Raw genomic sequence first — 17,923 nt, 5'->3', positions numbered from 1 at the left:
ATAAACCATAGTATACCTTTTAATGGCTTGTGAAATTGCAAGCTCCCCAACTCGCCAGAGTAAACATTTCGGCCTTCTGAAATGTTATTTTATATTACATGAAATCCTGTTTTTTTGTCATTTTCCACAATTAAAATTCATAAACTTTACATAAATAGATATTTTGCATTTTTATATTACATAAAAAAAGATATTGACGTGATATTATTTTACACTTAAGATAAACCTTAATAAAAATGTAATGGTTGTTAGCGCACGAAATTGACCAGAGGTCTAAAACACGTGTTTACGCTATTAAGACAGTAAGGAGGATGTGCAACTTCATTTTCAAACCTCAAGCTTTAATGAATCACCGCAGGAATGAGACAGGCTGTTAAATAAAGAACCGACTAAGGGGGATTAACAGGATGATGCAGACGAAGAAATGGGTTTCTTTGCTTATGATGCTTACGATCGTTGGTGTTCTGTTTGCAGGATGTAGCGGAGGTGCTAATGAGGCACAGCCACAGCAAGGCAATGCGGACAATAAAACAGAGGGAAATGAAGGAAGTGCACCTGTTACGGAAGGTGTTATTAAAGCGACTGATCTGACGCAAAATCCTCCGGGGGCGACTAATCGGAAAGATAACATTGTAGTAGGTATGACATCACCTAAAGGGGTATTTAACCCGCTATTCTGGCAAACGACTTACGATTTTTATGTAGTCAGAACAGTATTTGATTCCTTCTTACAGGTGAAGGCGGATGGTACATATGAAAATAGTTTGGCTGACAAGGTTGATGTATCGCCGGATGGTCTAAAATATACATTCCATCTGAAACCAGGCGTGAAGTATAGTGACGGTACCCCAGTAACAGTGAAGGATTATGCTTTTGTCCTCAAGGTACTGCATGATCCAAATTATGACGGAGAAACAGATGTATTATCTTTTAAGATTAAAGGCGGTAAAGAGTATCACGATGGCAAGGCGAATGATATCTCTGGTATCAAAGTCATTGATGATAACACAGTAGAGGTAACCGTTACAGAAGCAACAGCGTATACAAAGGATTTTCTGGGTGAGCAATACTTCATGCCAGAAGCTTATTATGGAAAAGGATTCAAAAAGGGTAACCTGGACAGCATCAAGGCGCTTAATAATAAGCCAATCGGCTCTGGTCAGTATGTACTGAAGAGCTTCTCCCCGGGTCAACAAGTCGTATTTGATGCGAATCCAAACTACTTCAAAGGCGCACCAAAAGTGAAGTCTGTTATTTTCAAAACAACAACAGAAGAAACAAACCTGTCTATGCTGCAAACAGGTGAAACGGACATGGACAACATCACAGTTACTGAAGACAATGTAGAGGAATTAAAGGCGTTGGGCTTCTTGGACGTGAATATTATGCCGACAAACGGCTATGGATATATTGCGTTTAATCATAAGGAAAAGAAATTTAAGGACCCTAAAGTACGTCAGGCTCTAACGATTGGCTTAAACCGTAAGGAGATTGTGCAGGGCGTGTATGGTCCATATGCAAATGTTATTAACATTCCACAATCTACAGAATCTTGGTCTTATACGGATGAAGGTATCAACAAATATGAATTTGATACAGCTAAGGCGAAGGCTTTGCTGGATGAGGCAGGCTGGAAGGTTGGTGCTGACGGAATTCGCGAAAAGGACGGAGAAAAGCTGACCATTAACTTCTCTGCGACTGCTGATAATCCAGTAGTAGAGGCCTTGCTACCGATCATGTCCAATAACTATAAGGAGCTAGGCATCAAGCTGACTTCCGAAACTTTAGATTTTAACGCCATTATGGATAAAAAGGACACAGGCAAGTTTGATATGTTCTTCGCGGCTTGGGGCTTAACTCCAGACCCGGATACAACGACTTTTATTTCGAATGGTGCACAAAATGATATCGGCTATTCCAATAAGAAGGTCGATGAACTAACGCTTGCTGGTAAGCATGAGCTGGATCAAGAGAAACGCAAATTGATTTACAAACAGCTCTATCAAGAGCTGAATAAGGATCTACCAACTATTTTTATGTACCAACGCAGAGATATGTGGCCAGTTAATGGACGTGTATCCGGCTTGGAAATTACACCATACAAAGATTTTGAGTTCACCCTGCATAACGCTCAGATCGCTCAATAAGGGTTGCCAAACGTATGCTCAGCTCTCCCGAGCTGGGCATATCACTTTATTCGTCTGGAGGAATGAATATGAAGCAGTACATTATTCGAAGACTGCTGCAACTCATCCCCACACTTATTGGCATATCCATTATCGTATTTGCGATTTCAGCCATGGTGCCGGGTGATTATATTACAGCCAAGCAGAACCCGAATATGACGGCCGAAAAGGCGCAGCAGCTACGACATATCTACGGGCTGGATAAACCGGAATACCAACGCTATTTTATATGGGCCGGTAATATGTTAAAGGGGAATATGGGGGATTCATTACAGCATAAGCAGCCAGTAACGAAGGTCATTGGCAATTATGTATGGAACTCATTTATTATCGCTTTTTTTAGTCTTATATTTAGCTGGTTGATTGCGGTTATTGCAGGAGTATTTTCAGCCAAGTTTCAATATTCGTTATTCGATAAGTTTGTCACATTATTCATTTTCTTATGTATGTCGCTGCCTTCATTTTTTATTGGTCTATTGGTCATCAAAATATTTGCCCTGGAGTGGGGAATTCTCCCGGTTGGGGGCATGACCACAGCAGGGATGGAGCCAGGCTCGTGGGCTTATATGGTGGATGTTCTCAAGCATATGTTCCTGCCGACACTCGTACTTACGATGCTGAGCACAGGAAGTCTGACCCGGTATTTCCGTACAGGCATGTTGGAGGTCATTCGTCAGGATTATATTCGTACCGCACGCGCCAAAGGCTTGAAGGAACGTACGGTTATCTTCAAGCACGCACTGCGCAATGCACTGATTCCAGCCATCACACTACTCGGCTTCGAGCTTCCGGCCTTATTTGGTGGGGCGATGATTCTGGAGAAGGTATTTGTGTGGCCGGGTGTGGGTCAGGTCTATCTGGAGTCGATTAGTATGCGAGATTATCCGTTTATGTTGGGCTTCACGATTTTCTTAGCGTTGCTTACGCTTATCGGTAATTTGCTCTCTGATGTATTGTATGGCATGGCAGATCCAAGAATTCGCTTGAAGTAGGAGGGATACTATTGTCCGCAGAAACAGTCACGATTGAAACGAATCAAAAGGCGGCGATCCGTCCTGAAGCGTCTCCATGGAGAATCGCCGTTCGCCGTTTTAACCAAAACCGTCTGGCTTTGGCTGGTCTCGTTATATTAATTCTGATGGTTGTCATTTGTAGTTTTGGACCGATGATTTCACCTTATCATTTAGATGATTACAAGCTAGCTGACAAAAATTTATCGCCTAATGCTAAGTACTGGCTTGGTACAGATAAGTTTGGTAGAGATATTTTGCTGCGTACAATGCTGGCCGGCCGTATTTCCTTGACGGTAGGGCTGGTCGCCACGTTTATTTCGGTCATGATCGGAGCGACGTTGGGTGCGCTAGCAGGGTTTTATCGTAAAGGCGTGGATACGGTTATTATGCGGATTGCCGATATTTTCATGGCACTCCCTACATTACCGCTGCTTATTATTTTAGGTGCTGTTCTGTCGGATTTGAAAGTCGATCCGTCGAATCGCATTTATTTTCTGATGCTCATTATCGGGGTCTTGAGCTGGACTAGCTTGTCCCGTCTGGTCAGGGGGCAGATTCTTACGCTGCGTGAACAGGAGTTCATGCAGGCGACGGAAGCGCTAGGCTTGAGAGACCGCCGCAAAATATTCCGACATTTGCTGCCGAACACGATTCCTACCATTATTGTTACGGCTACGCTTGGCGTGGCGGGTGCGATTATTACAGAATCTGCGCTCAGTTACTTGGGGATTGGCGTTGTGCCGCCCACACCTTCGTGGGGAAACATGATATCGGCTGCGAATAACCTAATTGACTTCCGCAAACGGCCTTGGATATGGGTTCCACCGGGAATGTGTATTCTCATTACAGTTGTAGCGATTAACCTGATTGGCGATGGTTTGCGTGACGCACTGGACCCTAAAATGAAAAAGTAGGAGACGAACGTTTATGGAAAATGCTTTGATTGAATTTCGTAACCTGAAAACCCACTTTCATACCTCTAACGGAACTGTCAAAGCGGTCAATGACGTCAGTTTTAAAATTCGTGAGGGTGAAACGCTCTGTGTGGTAGGAGAATCAGGCTGCGGTAAGAGTGTAACAGCGATGACGATGATGCGGTTGATTGATTCTCCCCACACCTCAGACGGACAAATCTGGTTTGAGGGCAAGGACCTCCTAAAACTCAATAAAGGTCAAATGCAGCAGATTCGCGGCAATGACATCTCGATTATTTTTCAGGAGCCCATGTCTTCTCTGAATCCCGTGCTTACGATTGGGGAACAGATCACGGAGCCGTTGCTGATGCACACATTAATGAGTAAAAAAGAAGCACATGCTCGGGCAATTGAGCTAATTAATTTGGTGGGGATTTCGCGGTCGGAAGAAATATTCCATTCCTATCCTCATGAATTGAGTGGCGGTATGCGCCAGCGGATCATGATTGCCATCGCATTAAGCTGTAATCCGAAGCTATTGATTGCGGATGAACCAACAACGGCACTGGATGTTACGATTCAAGCTCAGATTCTGGATTTAATGCGGGATTTGAAGGATAAGCTTAAAACGTCCATTATGCTCATCACGCACGACTTGGGCGTCGTGGCAGAAATGGCTGATTATGTGGTTGTTATGTACGCTGGAAACGTCATTGAAGAGGCGCCTGTCATTGAGCTGTTTAAAAATCCGCAACATCCATATACTCAAGGCTTATTAAAGGCGAAGCCCGTCATTAATCAGAAAATGGACCGACTCTATTCCATCCCAGGACAGGTTCCAAACCCAATTGAGCTGGGAGAAAATTGTCATTTTCATGATCGGTGCTCCCATTGTATGCAAATTTGCAAGGATCAGGCTCCTCCTTTGAATGAAAAGGAGAATGGTCATAAGGTTGCCTGCTGGCTATATGAGAAAGAAGGAGGGCAACGGATATGAGCGAGCCTTTGATTCAAGTGGAAGGGCTGAAAAAGTATTTCCCGATCACAGGCGGGATTTTTCAGCGTACTGTCGGACATGTGAAAGCAGTCGATGATGTATCCTTTAACATTCATAAGGGTGAATCCTTCGGTCTGGTAGGAGAATCGGGTTGTGGCAAAAGTACGATTGGACGCACGATTCTTAGATTGATGGATAAGACAGAGGGATCGGTACGATACAAAGGCGAAGACTTGCACGCGTTAAACAAAGAGCAGATTCGTGCGCTTCGTCCGAAGTTGCAAATCGTCTTTCAGGACCCTTTTAGCTCACTGAATCCGAGAATTAAGGTCGGTGAAGCCATTGGTGAGGCGTTGCTGGATCACGGGTTGATTGATCGTAGTGAGCTGCGGAAGAAGGTCAATGAAACGCTGAATATTTGTGGGCTGTCCTCTTATCATTATGATCGGTATCCGCATGAGTTCTCTGGCGGCCAGCGTCAGCGGATCGGGATTGCAAGGGCTTTGATTTTGAATCCTGATTTTATTGTGGCTGATGAGCCGGTATCTGCTCTAGATGTGTCTATTCAGGCCCAGATTATTAACTTGTTAAGTGATTTGCAGCAGGAACGCCAATTGACCTATCTGTTCATCTCGCATGATCTAAGTGTAGTCGAGCATCTGTGTAGCCGGATTGGTGTGATGTATCTGGGTTCAATGGTAGAGCTTTCCTCCAAGGAGGAACTGTTCAGTAATCCGCTTCATCCGTACACAAAGGCGCTACTATCGGCAGTACCGATTCCCGATCCCACGATCAAGAGACAACGGATTGTGTTGAAAGGAGACATCCCATCTCCGGCCAATCCGCCTTCAGGATGCAAGTTTCATACACGTTGTCCTATGGCAGAAGCACGTTGTAAAACAGAGATTCCGGTATACCGCGATGCGGGCGATCAGCATTTTGTAGCCTGTCACTTTGCCTAAAATATATAATTAGGAAGCAAAATATCCGTCATCCTGAAAGCAGAATTGACGGATATTTTGGCGTGGAATACAAAAGGTAAAAAAATTGTATCTTTTTTTCGAAAAATTGCAGACAAAATGGATTTTTCATCGTCTAATAAAGTATGGAGGTTATTACGATGATGAAAAAACATTGGTTACGTTGGGCTATTGTCGTCCCGGTACTTATTATATTGATTTTTATTACGCTTGGACCCCGCCTGTTGATCGGAAAGCCGAATGTGGATGCAGAGGCTGCGGTGCTGATGGACATGCATACTGGGGAATTACTGATGGATGTGAACGGCGATACGCCTATGCCTTCCGCAAATATGTCCAAGCTCATGACTGAGCTATTGGTGCTGGAGGATATTCGGGCCGGACGGTTAGGCTGGAATGATGAAGTGCGAATTAGCCGTTACGCGAGTACGGTGGGCGGTGTAAATCTCTCCCTCCGGTATGGTGAAAGGATGACCGTATCCGAATTGTTCCAGAGTATGGTTGTGTATTCAGCGAATGATGCCGCTGTCGCGTTAGCGGAGCGTTCAGCAGGGAATGAATCAGCTTTTGTGAAGCGTATGAATGGAAAAGCCGCCCAAATTGGGTTGTCATCCGATAGTCGTTTTAGCAATGCGTCTGGGGCAGGTCAGAGTGAACTGGGGCCGAATCACCCTGAGGATATTCAGGGAGAAACGAAAATGACAGCAAGCGACACGGCAAAGTTGGCCTCCTATTTGATTACGTCACACCCGGAGATTTTGAGAACGTCCAGTCGTACGCAAATGGAGTTGAAGGATAAAGGCATCTACATTAGTAATACGAACTGGATGCTGCCTTCCTTGGCTGGACCGTACTCTTACGCGGGAACGGACGGACTGAAAGCAGGGTACACAAGCGATGCTGGATACTGCTTCACGGGCACAGCTGAGCAGCATGGAAGACGGCTAGTTGCTGTGGTGTTGGGTGCACCGAGCAAGGAGGAGCGTTTTGAGCAGACACGGAGGTTGTTCGATTATGGTTTTGCCCTGTCGACTTCTTTCCCCGTGCGACTGCAAAATTTGGTGAAACTGGCCCCGCATTAAGGGGGAAAATGATTTTGAAAGCTACATAGGATACGAATATAAACATGAATTGGGGCTTTGACCGTGAGGTCGAAGCCTTTTTTGGCATGAATTTGAGAAGCTGACCACGCCATGATACTTTTGACAACAGGGTAGCAGACCTTTTATGCTTTGAGGGGAAGTTTTCGCTTCATGTGGGACCAATTCGGTTTAATGAAGAGATGGGATTTGTGACGGAAAGAAGGAAGGTACCTGTTATGGAGAGAAGACATAAGAGAAGGACCAGTGGAAAGCCCAAAAAGAAAAAGAGGTTTACCGCTCTATATATTTCATGTATTGTTTTATTTTTGATTGCAGTGGGAGGCTACCTATTCCGCAAACAGCTGACACTGGTGGCTTTTGATTGGTTTGTATCACCGACGTTGGAGAGCAAGCTGGAGAAATCCTATCAGCCGCGACAATCCGGTGAACAGCAGCAGCAAGAGACAGTAGCTTACCGTAAGGAGCCCTTTTCGGTGCTGTTACTGGGTACAGATGAAAGGCCAAATGAAAAGGCGCGTGGTCGTTCGGATACGGTTATGTATGCAGTAGTACGGCCCGCAGAATCGCGTCTGCTTTTGATTTCCATTCCAAGGGATACGTACGTACAGATTGTCGGACATGATCCGAATCGCGATGGCGAGGATGATTTTGATAAGTTGGGGCATGCTTATGCGTTCGGAGGCGCAGATATGTCCATGGCTACAGTAGAGAAGTTGATGGAGCATAAGGCCGATTATTATGCTACGATTAATTTCCAGGGTATTCAGGAGGCGGTGAACGCAGTGGGTGGAGTTGTGCTTCCCATCGACAAGCCCATTGAGAATAAGAATCCGCTGCATATCAAGTTCCGTATTGAGGCGGGCAAGCCGCTTTATAATGGTGAGGAAGCCATGTATTATGTTAGATATCGGGAAGATAGCGACTTCAACCGTACAAAACGGCAGCAAATTTTCTTGAACGCTATGGCCGATAAGCTGCTGAATATCAACGGAATTACCAAAATCCCGGAGCTGCTCGATATTATGGGAGCCAATTTCAAAACCGATATGGAACCTACTTTTATTACTGGGCTTGGCAAGCAGGCTATTTCGCAGGGGAATCCACAAATTTCAAGTTTTACGATTACGGGGGAAGGGTTCAAGAAGAAGGGCCTGTATTATGACCGGGCTAATGAACAGGAACTTGAATATGCCAGACTTATGATTGCGAACTGGCTAGATTCCGATACAACCCCGCAGACGCTGAGGCTTCCCGACAAGCAGGACATTCAGTGAATAATCAATTGATTTATATTTGATTTTGAGGGGGATTCGTTTCTCATGAACATCGCTTTTTTCTTGCTTCCCAAACAGGAAGTTGCTTGTGTAACGGCGGATGCTACTTTACGGCAAACGTTGGAACGGATGGAATATCACCGTTTTACAGCGGTTCCTATTTTGGATAAAGAAGGTAGATATACAGGTACAGTTACAGAAGGTGATCTGTTGTGGCATATGAAAGAGTCCGAGGGGAAAATCACCTTTGAAAACGCTTCTAAGTTTATGCTTAAGGACGTTCCGTTGCGGGTTACGATGAAGCCCGTATCCATTGACGCGAACATGGAGGATTTAATTAATTTGGCGAAGGTACAGAATTTTGTGCCCGTCGTAGATGATATGGAACGGTTTATTGGCATTGTACGTCGCAGCCAGATTATTGAGTATTGTGAAAAATTTGTGTCCAGGGAATCGCTTAATACTTCAAGCTAAAATAAGCAGCAAAGCTGGTCCGAAAATAACGATTTACCTTATGGGGTAACAGTTATTTTCAGAATAGGATATGCTATAATGGAGAATAAAGCTTTTTCAGAGGGGTGTGACTCTTCATCATATGCCTAAAGAAATGGATGTAGTTAAACGAGCCAAGGTTATTGAATGGCTTAAAACAGAGGTGCTTGACCAAGTCTCCCGTCTGTTTAAGGCGATGTGGGAAGGCAGTACAGCCCGCATTGGTGATTGTTTGGCGAGTTTGGTGATGAGCAGTTATATTTTGGGGAGGCGCCTTGGAGTGTCTTACCGTGAATTGGATGATCTACTCATCGACAAGCTAAGAAAGCACAGAAAAGAAGGACACCAGCTGGAGGATTGGTATCAGGACATTTCCGCACTGGAAGAACATATGCGTAAGAGGTGAAAACGTTGAAATTCCGCTTGGCAACTGTAGCATGGAGCGTCATTTATTTGCTTCTGCTGCTGACTCTATTGACACCATTAAGAATCATTACCGTATTTTTGCTGATTGTGCCTGGCGCTGTATTGTTTTCATCGCTGCCTTTCAAAGGATTTCTGGTCCACGTCATACCGGTGCTGTTAATTATAGCGCTACTCGATGTGTATTCGCTGCTCCCTGCGATTTATTTTCTGATTCCTTCAATAATGATGGGACGGATTTATAAAAAGGGAGGACCTGCTTTTCAGGCGTTGATGACCGGAATGGGCATTATTTTAGCCGAGTTGTTGGTTGTTCTGTTTATCGCTACGTATTCTTTTGGGTTTGATCTTTCGCAGTACCTTCGTGATCAGGCCGCGATATCGGCAAGTATAGTACAGCAGGTTTTGAGTGCTAATCCGATGTTTTCGAACATGAATTGGACAGCGGAGGATACGCAGAAACTCGGTACAATGCTGATTGGAAAAATTCCGTATGTGCTGATCATGACCTCGTTCATATTGGCGGTGATTACGCATGCTTTGGCACGTCCGGCATTGAGCAGTCTCGATGTACCGGTACGCAAAATGAAGCCTGCTCGCGAGTGGAGGCTACCGCGCGCGCTGATCTGGTATTATCTGCTGGCAATTGTAATTGAATGGATAGCAGGGTCTTCCGATAGCAGCTGGATTCAAATGGTTTCCATTAGTATGCTACCGCTGATTCATGCATGTTTTATTATCCAGACGATTGGTTTTGTATACTTCTGGACGCATAGCCGTAAAATGAGCCCGGTGATTGCGTTGCTGCTGTCGCTCGTCGTTCTGGTGTTCCAGCCGCTCCGCATTATAGGTATTATTGATTTGGCCTTTCCGCTGCGTGAAGCTATTACAAGATCAAAGAAATAGGGTGAACAGTCATGCCTAAATTTCTACAAAAACGCTGGCACGGCTATCAGACGGTCTGGGCGTTTTTACTGCTGCTGGTGCTTGTCATATGTATTTCCATGTACAACTGGGAACTGGGTGTGATAGGACTGCTGCTGTCATTCTTGCTCGGCGGGCTGATGCTGAAGACGGAATTGGATTTTCGTCGGGAACTGAATCAATATATCAGCGGTCTTTCCTTCCGGATCAAGCGGGTGGAAGGGGAAGCGATTAGTACATTGCCGTTCGGCATCATTTTATACAGTGAAAATCGAACGGTAGAATGGCACAATCGGTTTGCCGGGGAGATGTTCGAGGAGCAATCACTGATTGGTGAGTCTCTTCAAGATTTGTTTCCTCAACTCGCAGGTGCTCTAAGCACCAAGAAGGAAACAAAGGAGCCTGCTCGTGAGCTGAAGGTGGAGCTACAGCATGATGAGCGTCATTATCAGTTTCTGATCGTGCCCGATGAGCGTCTGATATATTTGTATGAAGTAACGGAGTTGGCGGTGCTACGCAAGCAGTATGAAAACGAGCGGTTGGCGCTCGGTATCGTCATGCTCGATAATATGGACGAGGCTGCTCAGGGAATGGACGATCAGCAACGCACCGCGCTTATTGCAAAGGTGTCGAGCGAGATTACATCTTGGGCTAATCAGTACAATATTTATTTGCGTCGATTATCTTCTGAGCGTTATCTCATTATGCTAAATCATAAAGCGCTTCAGGAGCTGGAGCAAAGTCGATTCGTCATTCTGGATACCGTAAGGGAAATGACGGCGGATTTGAAAGTACCGATGACACTGAGTATTGGCTTGTCCTTCGGTGCAGAGAGCATCAAGGAGCTAGGCGAGCTGGCCCAATCCAGTCTAGATATGGCGCTTGGACGTGGGGGCGATCAGGCAGCAGTGAAGGCGGGACAGCGCCTGTCCTTTTATGGAGGCAAGTCCAATGCTGTCGAGAAGCGTACCAGGGTGCGTGCCAGAGTCATTGCACATGCGCTGCGTGACCTGATGCAGGAGAGCGACCGCGTCCTGATCATGGGACACAAAATACCGGACATGGATGCATTGGGAGCGGCCATCGGTGTGTGGAAGGCTGCGGCACTTTACAATGTAGAGGCACATATCGTACTGGATAAATCCAATCCGTCTATCGACCGAATGATGGAGCAGGTAAACAAGGATGAGAAGTTATCGCAAGCGCTCATGACGCCAGAGCAGTCGCTCCAGCTGATGACTGAGCACAGTCTGCTGGTCGTGGTGGACACGCATAAGGCCTCAATGACGATTGAGTCGCGTCTGGTGCAAACGGCCAGCCGGGTGGTGGTTGTCGACCATCATCGTCGGGGCGAGGAATTTATTAACGATTCGGTTCTGATCTACTTGGAGCCATATGCGTCATCGGCCTGTGAGCTGGTGACCGAGCTGCTGCAATATATCCATGAGAAGGTCCAACTGACACCGCTGGAGGCAACATCACTGCTGGCGGGGATTACGGTGGATACCAAGCATTTTTCCCTGCATACAGGCTCGCGTACATTCGAGGCAGCTGGCTTTTTACGGCGTAGTGGGGCAGATACAGTAATGATCCAGCGCATGTTAAAAGAGGACCTGGATGAATATATTGCTAAGGCGGAAATTATTAAGCATGCTAAAATGATATATGGGCATATCGCAATTGCGGTAACTGAGCCCGGACAGAAAATACCGCAGCTCCTGATTGCTCAGGTGGCGGATTCATTACTCAATATGACGGATGTACTGGCCTCCTTTGTGGTCAGTGAACGTCCTGACGGCCTGGTGGGGATCAGCGCCCGTTCACTCGGACGCATGAACGTACAGGTCGTCATGGAACGGCTAGGCGGCGGAGGACATCTGACGAATGCGGCGGTTCAGCTGGATTGCCCGCTGGAGGAAGCTAAGCGCAGAGTGGTCGACGTGCTGGCCGAAATTGATGGGGAAGAGGGGTTATTTGAATGAAAGTGATATTCATTAAAGATATGAAGGGCCAAGGCAAGAAGGGGCAGATTAAGGAAGTGTCGGACGGTTATGCAGCGAATTTCCTGTTGCCGCGTGGTGTTGCCCGTCCAGCGACAGAAGGAAATATGAAGACGCTGGAAAATCAGAATGCTGCTGAGGAAAAGCGCAAGCAAGAGGAAAAGGAAGAGGCTCAAGCGCTCGGCAAAAAGCTGGAAGAGACAACGATTCAGCTCAAGGCGAAGGCTGGTGAAGGTGGACGGCTGTTCGGCGCGATTACAAGCAAGCAAATCGCGGAGGCAGTAGCTAAAACTGGCATCAAGCTGGACAAACGCAAAATTGAGCTGGAAGAACCGATTCGTACGTTGGGCGTGACTCAAATGACCGTTAAGCTTCATCCTGAGGTCAAAGCTACGCTGAAAGTACAGGTGACTGAAGAATAATTATGGGCGGCGAATTTTTTGATCGGATTCCTCCGCAAAATCTGGAGGCTGAACAGGCGGTTATCGGGTCTATTTTGCTCCAGTCTGAAGCACTGATTACCGCAATGGAGCGGGTGCAAACCGAGGACTTTTATGATAAGGCTCATCAGATGATTTACGAAGCAATGATTGAGCTGGGTGAATCCGGACAGCCGATTGACTTGGTTACGCTGACCTCGAAAATTCAGGACAAGGGACAGCTAGAGGATATCGGCGGTGTCAGTTATCTGGCGAAGCTGGCTCACGGGGTGCCAACAGCGGCTAACGTGGATTACTATGCCCAGATCATTGAAGAAAAAGCGATGCTTCGTCGCTTGATTCGTGCAGCTACACAGATTGTGAGCGAAGGCTATAGCAGTGGCGAGGATGTCGCTGGTATGCTGAGCGATGCTGAGCGCAAGATTATGGAGATATCCAACGGGCGCTCAGGTAGTGGTTTTATTGCCATCCGCGATGTCGTGATGGAAGTGTTTGACCGCGTTGAATTGCTGCATCAGAACAAGGGCAATACGACCGGGATTCCGTCCGGGTTTGTTGATTTGGACAAGATGACGGCGGGTTTCCAGCGCAATGACTTGATCATTGTGGCCGCCCGTCCATCCGTAGGTAAAACAGCGTTCGCTCTGAATATTGCGCAAAACGTTGCAGTTCGGGCAAAAGAGACAGTAGCCATCTTCAGTCTGGAGATGTCGGCCGCTCAGCTCGTGCAGCGGATGATTTGCGCCGAGGCCAATCTGGACGCGAACGTCATGCGGACAGGTGAATTTAAAGGCGACGACGATTGGGCGAAGCTGACGATGGGCATTGCAGCCTTGTCAGAGGCGGAAATCTATATCGATGATACGCCCGGCATCACTGTGGCTGATATCCGTGCCAAGTGCCGCCGTCTCAAGACGGAAAAGGGACTTGGCATGATCGTAATCGACTACTTGCAGCTTATTCACGGACGAGGCAAAGCAGGCGAGAACCGGCAACAGGAGGTATCCGAAATTTCACGGACATTGAAGCAAATCGCCCGTGAGCTTGAAGTGCCTGTAATTGCCCTCTCCCAGCTGAGTCGGGGTGTGGAGCAGCGTCAAGACAAGCGGCCGATGATGAGTGACTTGCGGGAATCGGGTTCTATCGAGCAGGATGCTGATATCGTGGCGTTTCTGTACCGGGATGATTACTATAATCAGGAAACAGAAAAGAAGAATATTATTGAGATTATCATTGCCAAGCAGCGTAACGGCCCGGTCGGTACGGTAGAATTGGTCTTTCTCAAAAATTATAATAAATTCGCTAATTACGAGCGTGCCCATTCGGATGCGTTCGCCGGATAACATATTAGTATCATAAGAAAAGGCTCTTTCGACGCGGATTTCGCGATCTCGAAAGGGTCCTTTTTTATAGGGTTCACGTATTTTCATATAAGGAATGAAACTCTCAATTACGAACAATACTATTTTCATGTAATATAATGTTCGCTTTTTATTTGACTTTAAAAAATGGTGCTGTTACACTTATAGTGCTGCTTCAACGCAGTGGGGAGAACAATACGCCCGGGGCTTTCCGAACCTACGGAATGTCTGCGACGGACGTTTTTTCCTGCTGTCCGAGAACGCTCCATATCTGCTCGCTCAGGCGATTGAAGTCGGATATGCGTAGTGTGTCAGCTCAAAATCAGAGTGTCTGTGGGCACTCCACGGAGGAATGAAACATGTCAACTGTAGTCGTTGTGGGAACACAATGGGGAGACGAAGGCAAAGGTAAAATCACGGACTATCTGGCGGAAAGCGCTGAAGTGGTGGCCCGTTACCAAGGCGGAAACAATGCTGGTCATACGATTCTCATTGACGGTAAAAAGTACAAGCTGAGCCTGATTCCATCCGGCGTTTTTTATGAAGATAAAAAGTGTGTTATTGGCAACGGCATGGTAGTCAATCCAGCCGCTCTTATTGAAGAAATTACTTACATTCATAATAATGGCTTCTCCACAAAAAATCTGGTCATTAGTGACCGTGCACATGTGATTATGCCGTACCATATGACGCTGGACGTGCTGGAAGAAGACCGCAAAGGTCCTAACAAAATTGGTACTACCCGTAAAGGGATCGGCCCTGCTTATATGGATAAAGCTGCACGTAACGGTATTCGTATTGCTGATTTGCTGGATGCAGAGGAATTCGAAAAGAAGCTGCGCCATCAAACGAAAGAAAAAAATCAAGTGATTGAACAAGTATATGGCGGCGAGCCATTGGATGTAGAAGCAATACTGAAACAGTATCTGGAATATGCTGAATTTATCCGTCCTTATGTAGGCGATACGTCTGTCGTGTTGAATGATGCGATTGACGCAAATCAAAAGGTACTGTTCGAGGGTGCGCAAGGCGTTATGCTCGATATCGACCAAGGTACGTATCCGTACGTTACATCCTCCAACCCGTCGGCTGGCGGCGTATGTATTGGTTCCGGTGTAGGCCCGTCCAAGATTCAACAAGTCATCGGTGTGGCTAAATCGTACACCACTCGTGTAGGTGATGGACCCTTCCCAACTGAGCTGAACGATGAAGTCGGCGATTACATTCGTGAAACAGGTCATGAGTACGGTACGGTTACAGGTCGTGCTCGTCGTGTTGGCTGGTTTGACAGCGTTGTTGTGCGTCATGCCCGTCGTGTCAGTGGGTTAACGGGTCTTTCCCTGAACTCGCTGGATGTATTGACTGGCCTGAAAACAGTGAAAATTTGTACAGGTTACAAGTACCGCGGTGAGGTGATTACGCATTATCCGGCTAGCCTAAAAATGCTGGCGGAATGCGAAGCGGTATATGAAGAAATGCCAGGTTGGAGCGAAGACATCACTGGTGTGAAAACGCTGGAGGAACTGCCTGAGACTACACGCAATTACGTACAACGCGTGTCTGATCTGACAGGTATCCCAATTGCTATTTTCTCGGTTGGGCGTAATCGCGATCAAACAAATCAGGTGCTTCCGATTTATTTGTAGGACAAGAATGATATAGCTATTGATACACGTTCAAAGAGAGAGGCTGTTAGCAGCCTCTCTCTTTTTTTATTCTGTGAAGTGTTAAATGGTATCTTCCCCTTTACATAATCTTATCTTCCTTGTCGATTTGTGATAACAAACCCTCTCTATAATCCAAATAGAAAAGAGATTCGGACGTCTAGACGTCTTGAGAGGGATGAATTATGAACTGGTATCTTCGCTCACTCGGCACACGCAAAATTGTGGAATTCATCGTGCTTGTCATTTTCGTCATTTTTTTCCTAGGGCCTCTGACCAATCTTCTCCTTTTGGCGGTTTCGGGAAAATGGCAGTATCCTGCACCGCTCCCGCAGAGCTTGTCACTGGAATGGTGGAAGTTTGTACTTACCCAGGATGATGTACTCAGCTCGATTTCCCTATCCTTCCTGATTGCGATTACCGTTACGGTCTGCTCCATTATCGTATGTATTCCTGCTGCTTATGCCTTTGCACGAATTTCTTTCCCGCTCAGTAAGTGGTTTCTTTTCTCATTCCTGCTTACGCATGCTTTTCCGAAAATGGGTTTGTATGTGTCCATTGCCGTACTATTCTACCAATTCGGGTTGATGAACACCTTTGCAGGCATTGTGCTTATCCATATGGTAAACACGCTCATGTATATGACCTGGATTCCTTCCTCTGCCTTCCGCAGCGTACATCGTGCACAGGAGGAGTCAGCGCGGGATGCCGGAGCCGGACCATTTCGGGTGTTTTGGAAAATCACCTTTCCTATGGCGCTGCCCGGCATTGTGGTCGCCTCCATCTTTACCTTTCTTGCTTCACTAGATGAAGCACAGGGGACACTCCTTGTCGGAACACCGGACTATAAAACAATGCCAGTCATCATGTATTCCATCATTGCTGATTATCCGAGCACAACGGGCGCTGTTTTCTCTGTCATTCTTACCCTGCCAACGATCATTCTGCTATTGGCAGCCAAGCGTTTTGTAAGTGCGGATGTACTGGCAGGCGGATTTCAGGTGAAATAACGTAATTGGTCAAAAGAGGAGTTTGCAAAATCCTGAAAAAGGAGCCTAAGCTAATGCCCATTCAATTATCCATTCAAGAGTTAACTAAGCGCTTCAAGACAGGAGACGGAGTCAAAGGCATTTCACTTGACGTGATGAAGGGAGAGCTGGTGACACTGCTGGGACCTTCCGGCTGTGGTAAAACAACCGTGCTTCGCTCCATTGGCGGCTTTTTGGACCCGGACAGTGGCGACATTCAGATTCAGGGTAAAAGCGTACTCAAACTGCCGCCCGAAAAGCGTCCGACGGCTATGGTGTTCCAAAGTTATAATTTGTGGCCGCATATGACCGTGTATGACAACCTGGCTTTCGGGTTGAAGATTCGAAAGGTGAAGAAGACAGAAATTGACCGTCAGGTGAAGGAAGCGCTAGCGCTGGTTCGGCTAGAGAGCGCAGAGCGTAAAACGCCGGGACAGCTCTCGGGCGGTCAGCAGCAGCGGGTAGCACTCGCTCGGGCTTTGCTGCTAAAGCCTGATGTATTGCTGCTGGACGAGCCTTTTTCCGCGCTTGATGCCAAATTGCGCATGGAGATGAGAGAGGAGCTGCGCGATATCCAGACCCAGACAGGGATGACGATGGTGTTCGTCACCCATGATCAGGAGGAGGCGCTGTCTATTTCTGACCGAATCGTCGTTATGAATGCGGGCCGAATTGAGCAGCTCTCTTCACCGCAGGAGATTTATGACAAGCCACAGTCACTTTTTGTAGCGGGTTTTATTGGCCGTATTAATTTATTAAAGGGGGTGAGCACAGGTCGCAGTGTCTCTGTGAGCGGAATACCGTTTGCACAAGAGCATGAATACACAGGTGAATCCATGGTTGGTGTAAGACCAGAGGATATTGTTCTGACGACGGAAGAAAATGGTTCTCTAGCCGGAACGATCAGACAAGTGATGATTCTCGGGCATTATGCGGAAGTTTCGCTGGATAGCGGTACCCATCATCTGAAAATGTTTGTGCCGCGTGAACGAGCGGCCGAGCTGCGCAGTGGAGAGCACATCAGCTTCAGCTTCAGTAAAATTGTTACTTTTCCATCAGCACAGTGAAGATTCACGATCAACCTCTATAACGCATCAATGTCCATCACGAACGCATCATCTGGT

General features: G+C 46.7%; 16 protein-coding genes. All 16 read left to right on the top strand.

Features of this window, described 5'->3' with window-relative positions; all coding sequences use genetic code 11:
* The first annotated feature begins 407 nt into the window (after positions 1-407).
* The 16 genes from GRP75_RS01010 to GRP75_RS00935 all read left to right on the top strand — a co-directional run bounded on the left by GRP75_RS01010 (position 408) and on the right by GRP75_RS00935 (position 17,866).
* Positions 408-2,147 (top strand): ABC transporter substrate-binding protein, encoded by a 1,740-nt coding sequence (locus tag GRP75_RS01010; RefSeq protein WP_160788393.1) that lies wholly within the window; start codon positions 408-410, stop codon positions 2,145-2,147.
* A gap of 68 nt (positions 2,148-2,215) precedes the next feature.
* The gene (locus tag GRP75_RS01005) at positions 2,216-3,178 is read left to right on the top strand and encodes an ABC transporter permease (protein WP_023991143.1); all 963 of its coding nucleotides are present in this window, start codon (positions 2,216-2,218) and stop codon (positions 3,176-3,178) included.
* An 11-nt stretch (positions 3,179-3,189) separates the two neighbouring features.
* Positions 3,190-4,113: an oligopeptide ABC transporter permease gene (opp4C, locus tag GRP75_RS01000; RefSeq protein WP_160788392.1), complete on the top strand. Its 924-nt coding sequence runs from the start codon at positions 3,190-3,192 to the stop codon at positions 4,111-4,113.
* Between the two features lie 13 nt (positions 4,114-4,126).
* Complete coding sequence (locus GRP75_RS00995; protein ID WP_023991142.1) at positions 4,127-5,110, top strand: ABC transporter ATP-binding protein; 984 nt, start codon at positions 4,127-4,129, stop codon at positions 5,108-5,110.
* Positions 5,107-6,072 (top strand): ABC transporter ATP-binding protein, encoded by a 966-nt coding sequence (locus GRP75_RS00990; RefSeq protein ID WP_013312795.1) that lies wholly within the window; start codon positions 5,107-5,109, stop codon positions 6,070-6,072. Before GRP75_RS00995 ends, GRP75_RS00990 begins: the two co-directional genes overlap by 4 nt.
* Positions 6,073-6,230: 158 nt before the next feature.
* Positions 6,231-7,172 (top strand): D-alanyl-D-alanine carboxypeptidase family protein, encoded by a 942-nt coding sequence (locus GRP75_RS00985; protein WP_160788391.1) that lies wholly within the window; start codon positions 6,231-6,233, stop codon positions 7,170-7,172.
* Between the two features lie 236 nt (positions 7,173-7,408).
* Positions 7,409-8,467, top strand: coding sequence for an LCP family protein (locus GRP75_RS00980; RefSeq protein WP_160788390.1), 1,059 nt, complete (start codon positions 7,409-7,411; stop codon positions 8,465-8,467).
* Positions 8,468-8,512: 45 nt separating this feature from the next.
* On the top strand, positions 8,513-8,941 hold the full coding sequence (locus tag GRP75_RS00975; RefSeq protein ID WP_013312792.1) for a CBS domain-containing protein: 429 nt from the start codon (positions 8,513-8,515) through the stop codon (positions 8,939-8,941).
* Positions 8,942-9,062: 121 nt separating this feature from the next.
* Complete coding sequence (locus GRP75_RS00970) at positions 9,063-9,365, top strand: MazG-like family protein (protein ID WP_013312791.1); 303 nt, start codon at positions 9,063-9,065, stop codon at positions 9,363-9,365.
* Between the two features lie 5 nt (positions 9,366-9,370).
* Positions 9,371-10,288, top strand: coding sequence for a DUF2232 domain-containing protein (locus GRP75_RS00965; protein ID WP_023991139.1), 918 nt, complete (start codon positions 9,371-9,373; stop codon positions 10,286-10,288).
* An 11-nt stretch (positions 10,289-10,299) separates the two neighbouring features.
* Entirely contained in the window at positions 10,300-12,288 is a 1,989-nt protein-coding gene (locus GRP75_RS00960) for a DHH family phosphoesterase (protein ID WP_160788389.1), read from the top strand.
* On the top strand, positions 12,285-12,728 hold the full coding sequence (gene rplI, locus GRP75_RS00955; protein ID WP_023991137.1) for a 50S ribosomal protein L9: 444 nt from the start codon (positions 12,285-12,287) through the stop codon (positions 12,726-12,728). Before GRP75_RS00960 ends, rplI begins: the two co-directional genes overlap by 4 nt.
* 2 nt (positions 12,729-12,730) lie before the next feature.
* Positions 12,731-14,089 carry a replicative DNA helicase gene (gene dnaB, locus GRP75_RS00950; protein ID WP_023991136.1) on the top strand — a complete coding sequence of 453 codons (1,359 nt, stop codon included), beginning with the start codon at positions 12,731-12,733 and terminating at the stop codon, positions 14,087-14,089.
* A gap of 377 nt (positions 14,090-14,466) precedes the next feature.
* Positions 14,467-15,753 (top strand): adenylosuccinate synthase, encoded by a 1,287-nt coding sequence (locus tag GRP75_RS00945; RefSeq protein ID WP_160788388.1) that lies wholly within the window; start codon positions 14,467-14,469, stop codon positions 15,751-15,753.
* Between the two features lie 203 nt (positions 15,754-15,956).
* The gene (locus tag GRP75_RS00940) at positions 15,957-16,781 is read left to right on the top strand and encodes an ABC transporter permease (RefSeq protein WP_023991134.1); all 825 of its coding nucleotides are present in this window, start codon (positions 15,957-15,959) and stop codon (positions 16,779-16,781) included.
* Positions 16,782-16,834: 53 nt separating this feature from the next.
* Positions 16,835-17,866: an ABC transporter ATP-binding protein gene (locus GRP75_RS00935; RefSeq protein ID WP_034095133.1), complete on the top strand. Its 1,032-nt coding sequence runs from the start codon at positions 16,835-16,837 to the stop codon at positions 17,864-17,866.
* Positions 17,867-17,923 lie beyond the last annotated feature (57 nt).

The sequence above is a fragment of the Paenibacillus sp. OT2-17 genome (assembly GCF_009827695.1).
GTDB classification, from domain to species: domain Bacteria; phylum Bacillota; class Bacilli; order Paenibacillales; family Paenibacillaceae; genus Paenibacillus; species Paenibacillus polymyxa_B.
The sequence above is the reverse complement of the archived record's forward strand: the minus strand, read 5'-3'. Positions and strand labels throughout refer to the sequence as shown.

Bases quoted from the DNA above. Each gene is read 5' to 3' on its own strand.
- GRP75_RS01010 (WP_160788393.1), top strand. From the start codon at position 408: ATGATGCAGACGAAGAAATGGGTTTCTTTGCTTATGATGCTTACGATC.
- GRP75_RS01005 (WP_023991143.1), top strand. From the start codon at position 2,216: ATGAAGCAGTACATTATTCGAAGACTGCTGCAACTCATCCCCACACTT.
- GRP75_RS00995 (WP_023991142.1), top strand. From the start codon at position 4,127: ATGGAAAATGCTTTGATTGAATTTCGTAACCTGAAAACCCACTTTCAT.
- GRP75_RS00990 (WP_013312795.1), top strand. From the start codon at position 5,107: ATGAGCGAGCCTTTGATTCAAGTGGAAGGGCTGAAAAAGTATTTCCCG.
- GRP75_RS00985 (WP_160788391.1), top strand. From the start codon at position 6,231: ATGATGAAAAAACATTGGTTACGTTGGGCTATTGTCGTCCCGGTACTT.
- GRP75_RS00980 (WP_160788390.1), top strand. From the start codon at position 7,409: ATGGAGAGAAGACATAAGAGAAGGACCAGTGGAAAGCCCAAAAAGAAA.
- GRP75_RS00975 (WP_013312792.1), top strand. From the start codon at position 8,513: ATGAACATCGCTTTTTTCTTGCTTCCCAAACAGGAAGTTGCTTGTGTA.
- GRP75_RS00970 (WP_013312791.1), top strand. From the start codon at position 9,063: ATGCCTAAAGAAATGGATGTAGTTAAACGAGCCAAGGTTATTGAATGG.
- GRP75_RS00960 (WP_160788389.1), top strand. From the start codon at position 10,300: ATGCCTAAATTTCTACAAAAACGCTGGCACGGCTATCAGACGGTCTGG.
- rplI (WP_023991137.1), top strand. From the start codon at position 12,285: ATGAAAGTGATATTCATTAAAGATATGAAGGGCCAAGGCAAGAAGGGG.
- dnaB (WP_023991136.1), top strand. From the start codon at position 12,731: ATGGGCGGCGAATTTTTTGATCGGATTCCTCCGCAAAATCTGGAGGCT.
- GRP75_RS00945 (WP_160788388.1), top strand. From the start codon at position 14,467: ATGTCAACTGTAGTCGTTGTGGGAACACAATGGGGAGACGAAGGCAAA.
- GRP75_RS00940 (WP_023991134.1), top strand. From the start codon at position 15,957: ATGAACTGGTATCTTCGCTCACTCGGCACACGCAAAATTGTGGAATTC.
- GRP75_RS00935 (WP_034095133.1), top strand. From the start codon at position 16,835: ATGCCCATTCAATTATCCATTCAAGAGTTAACTAAGCGCTTCAAGACA.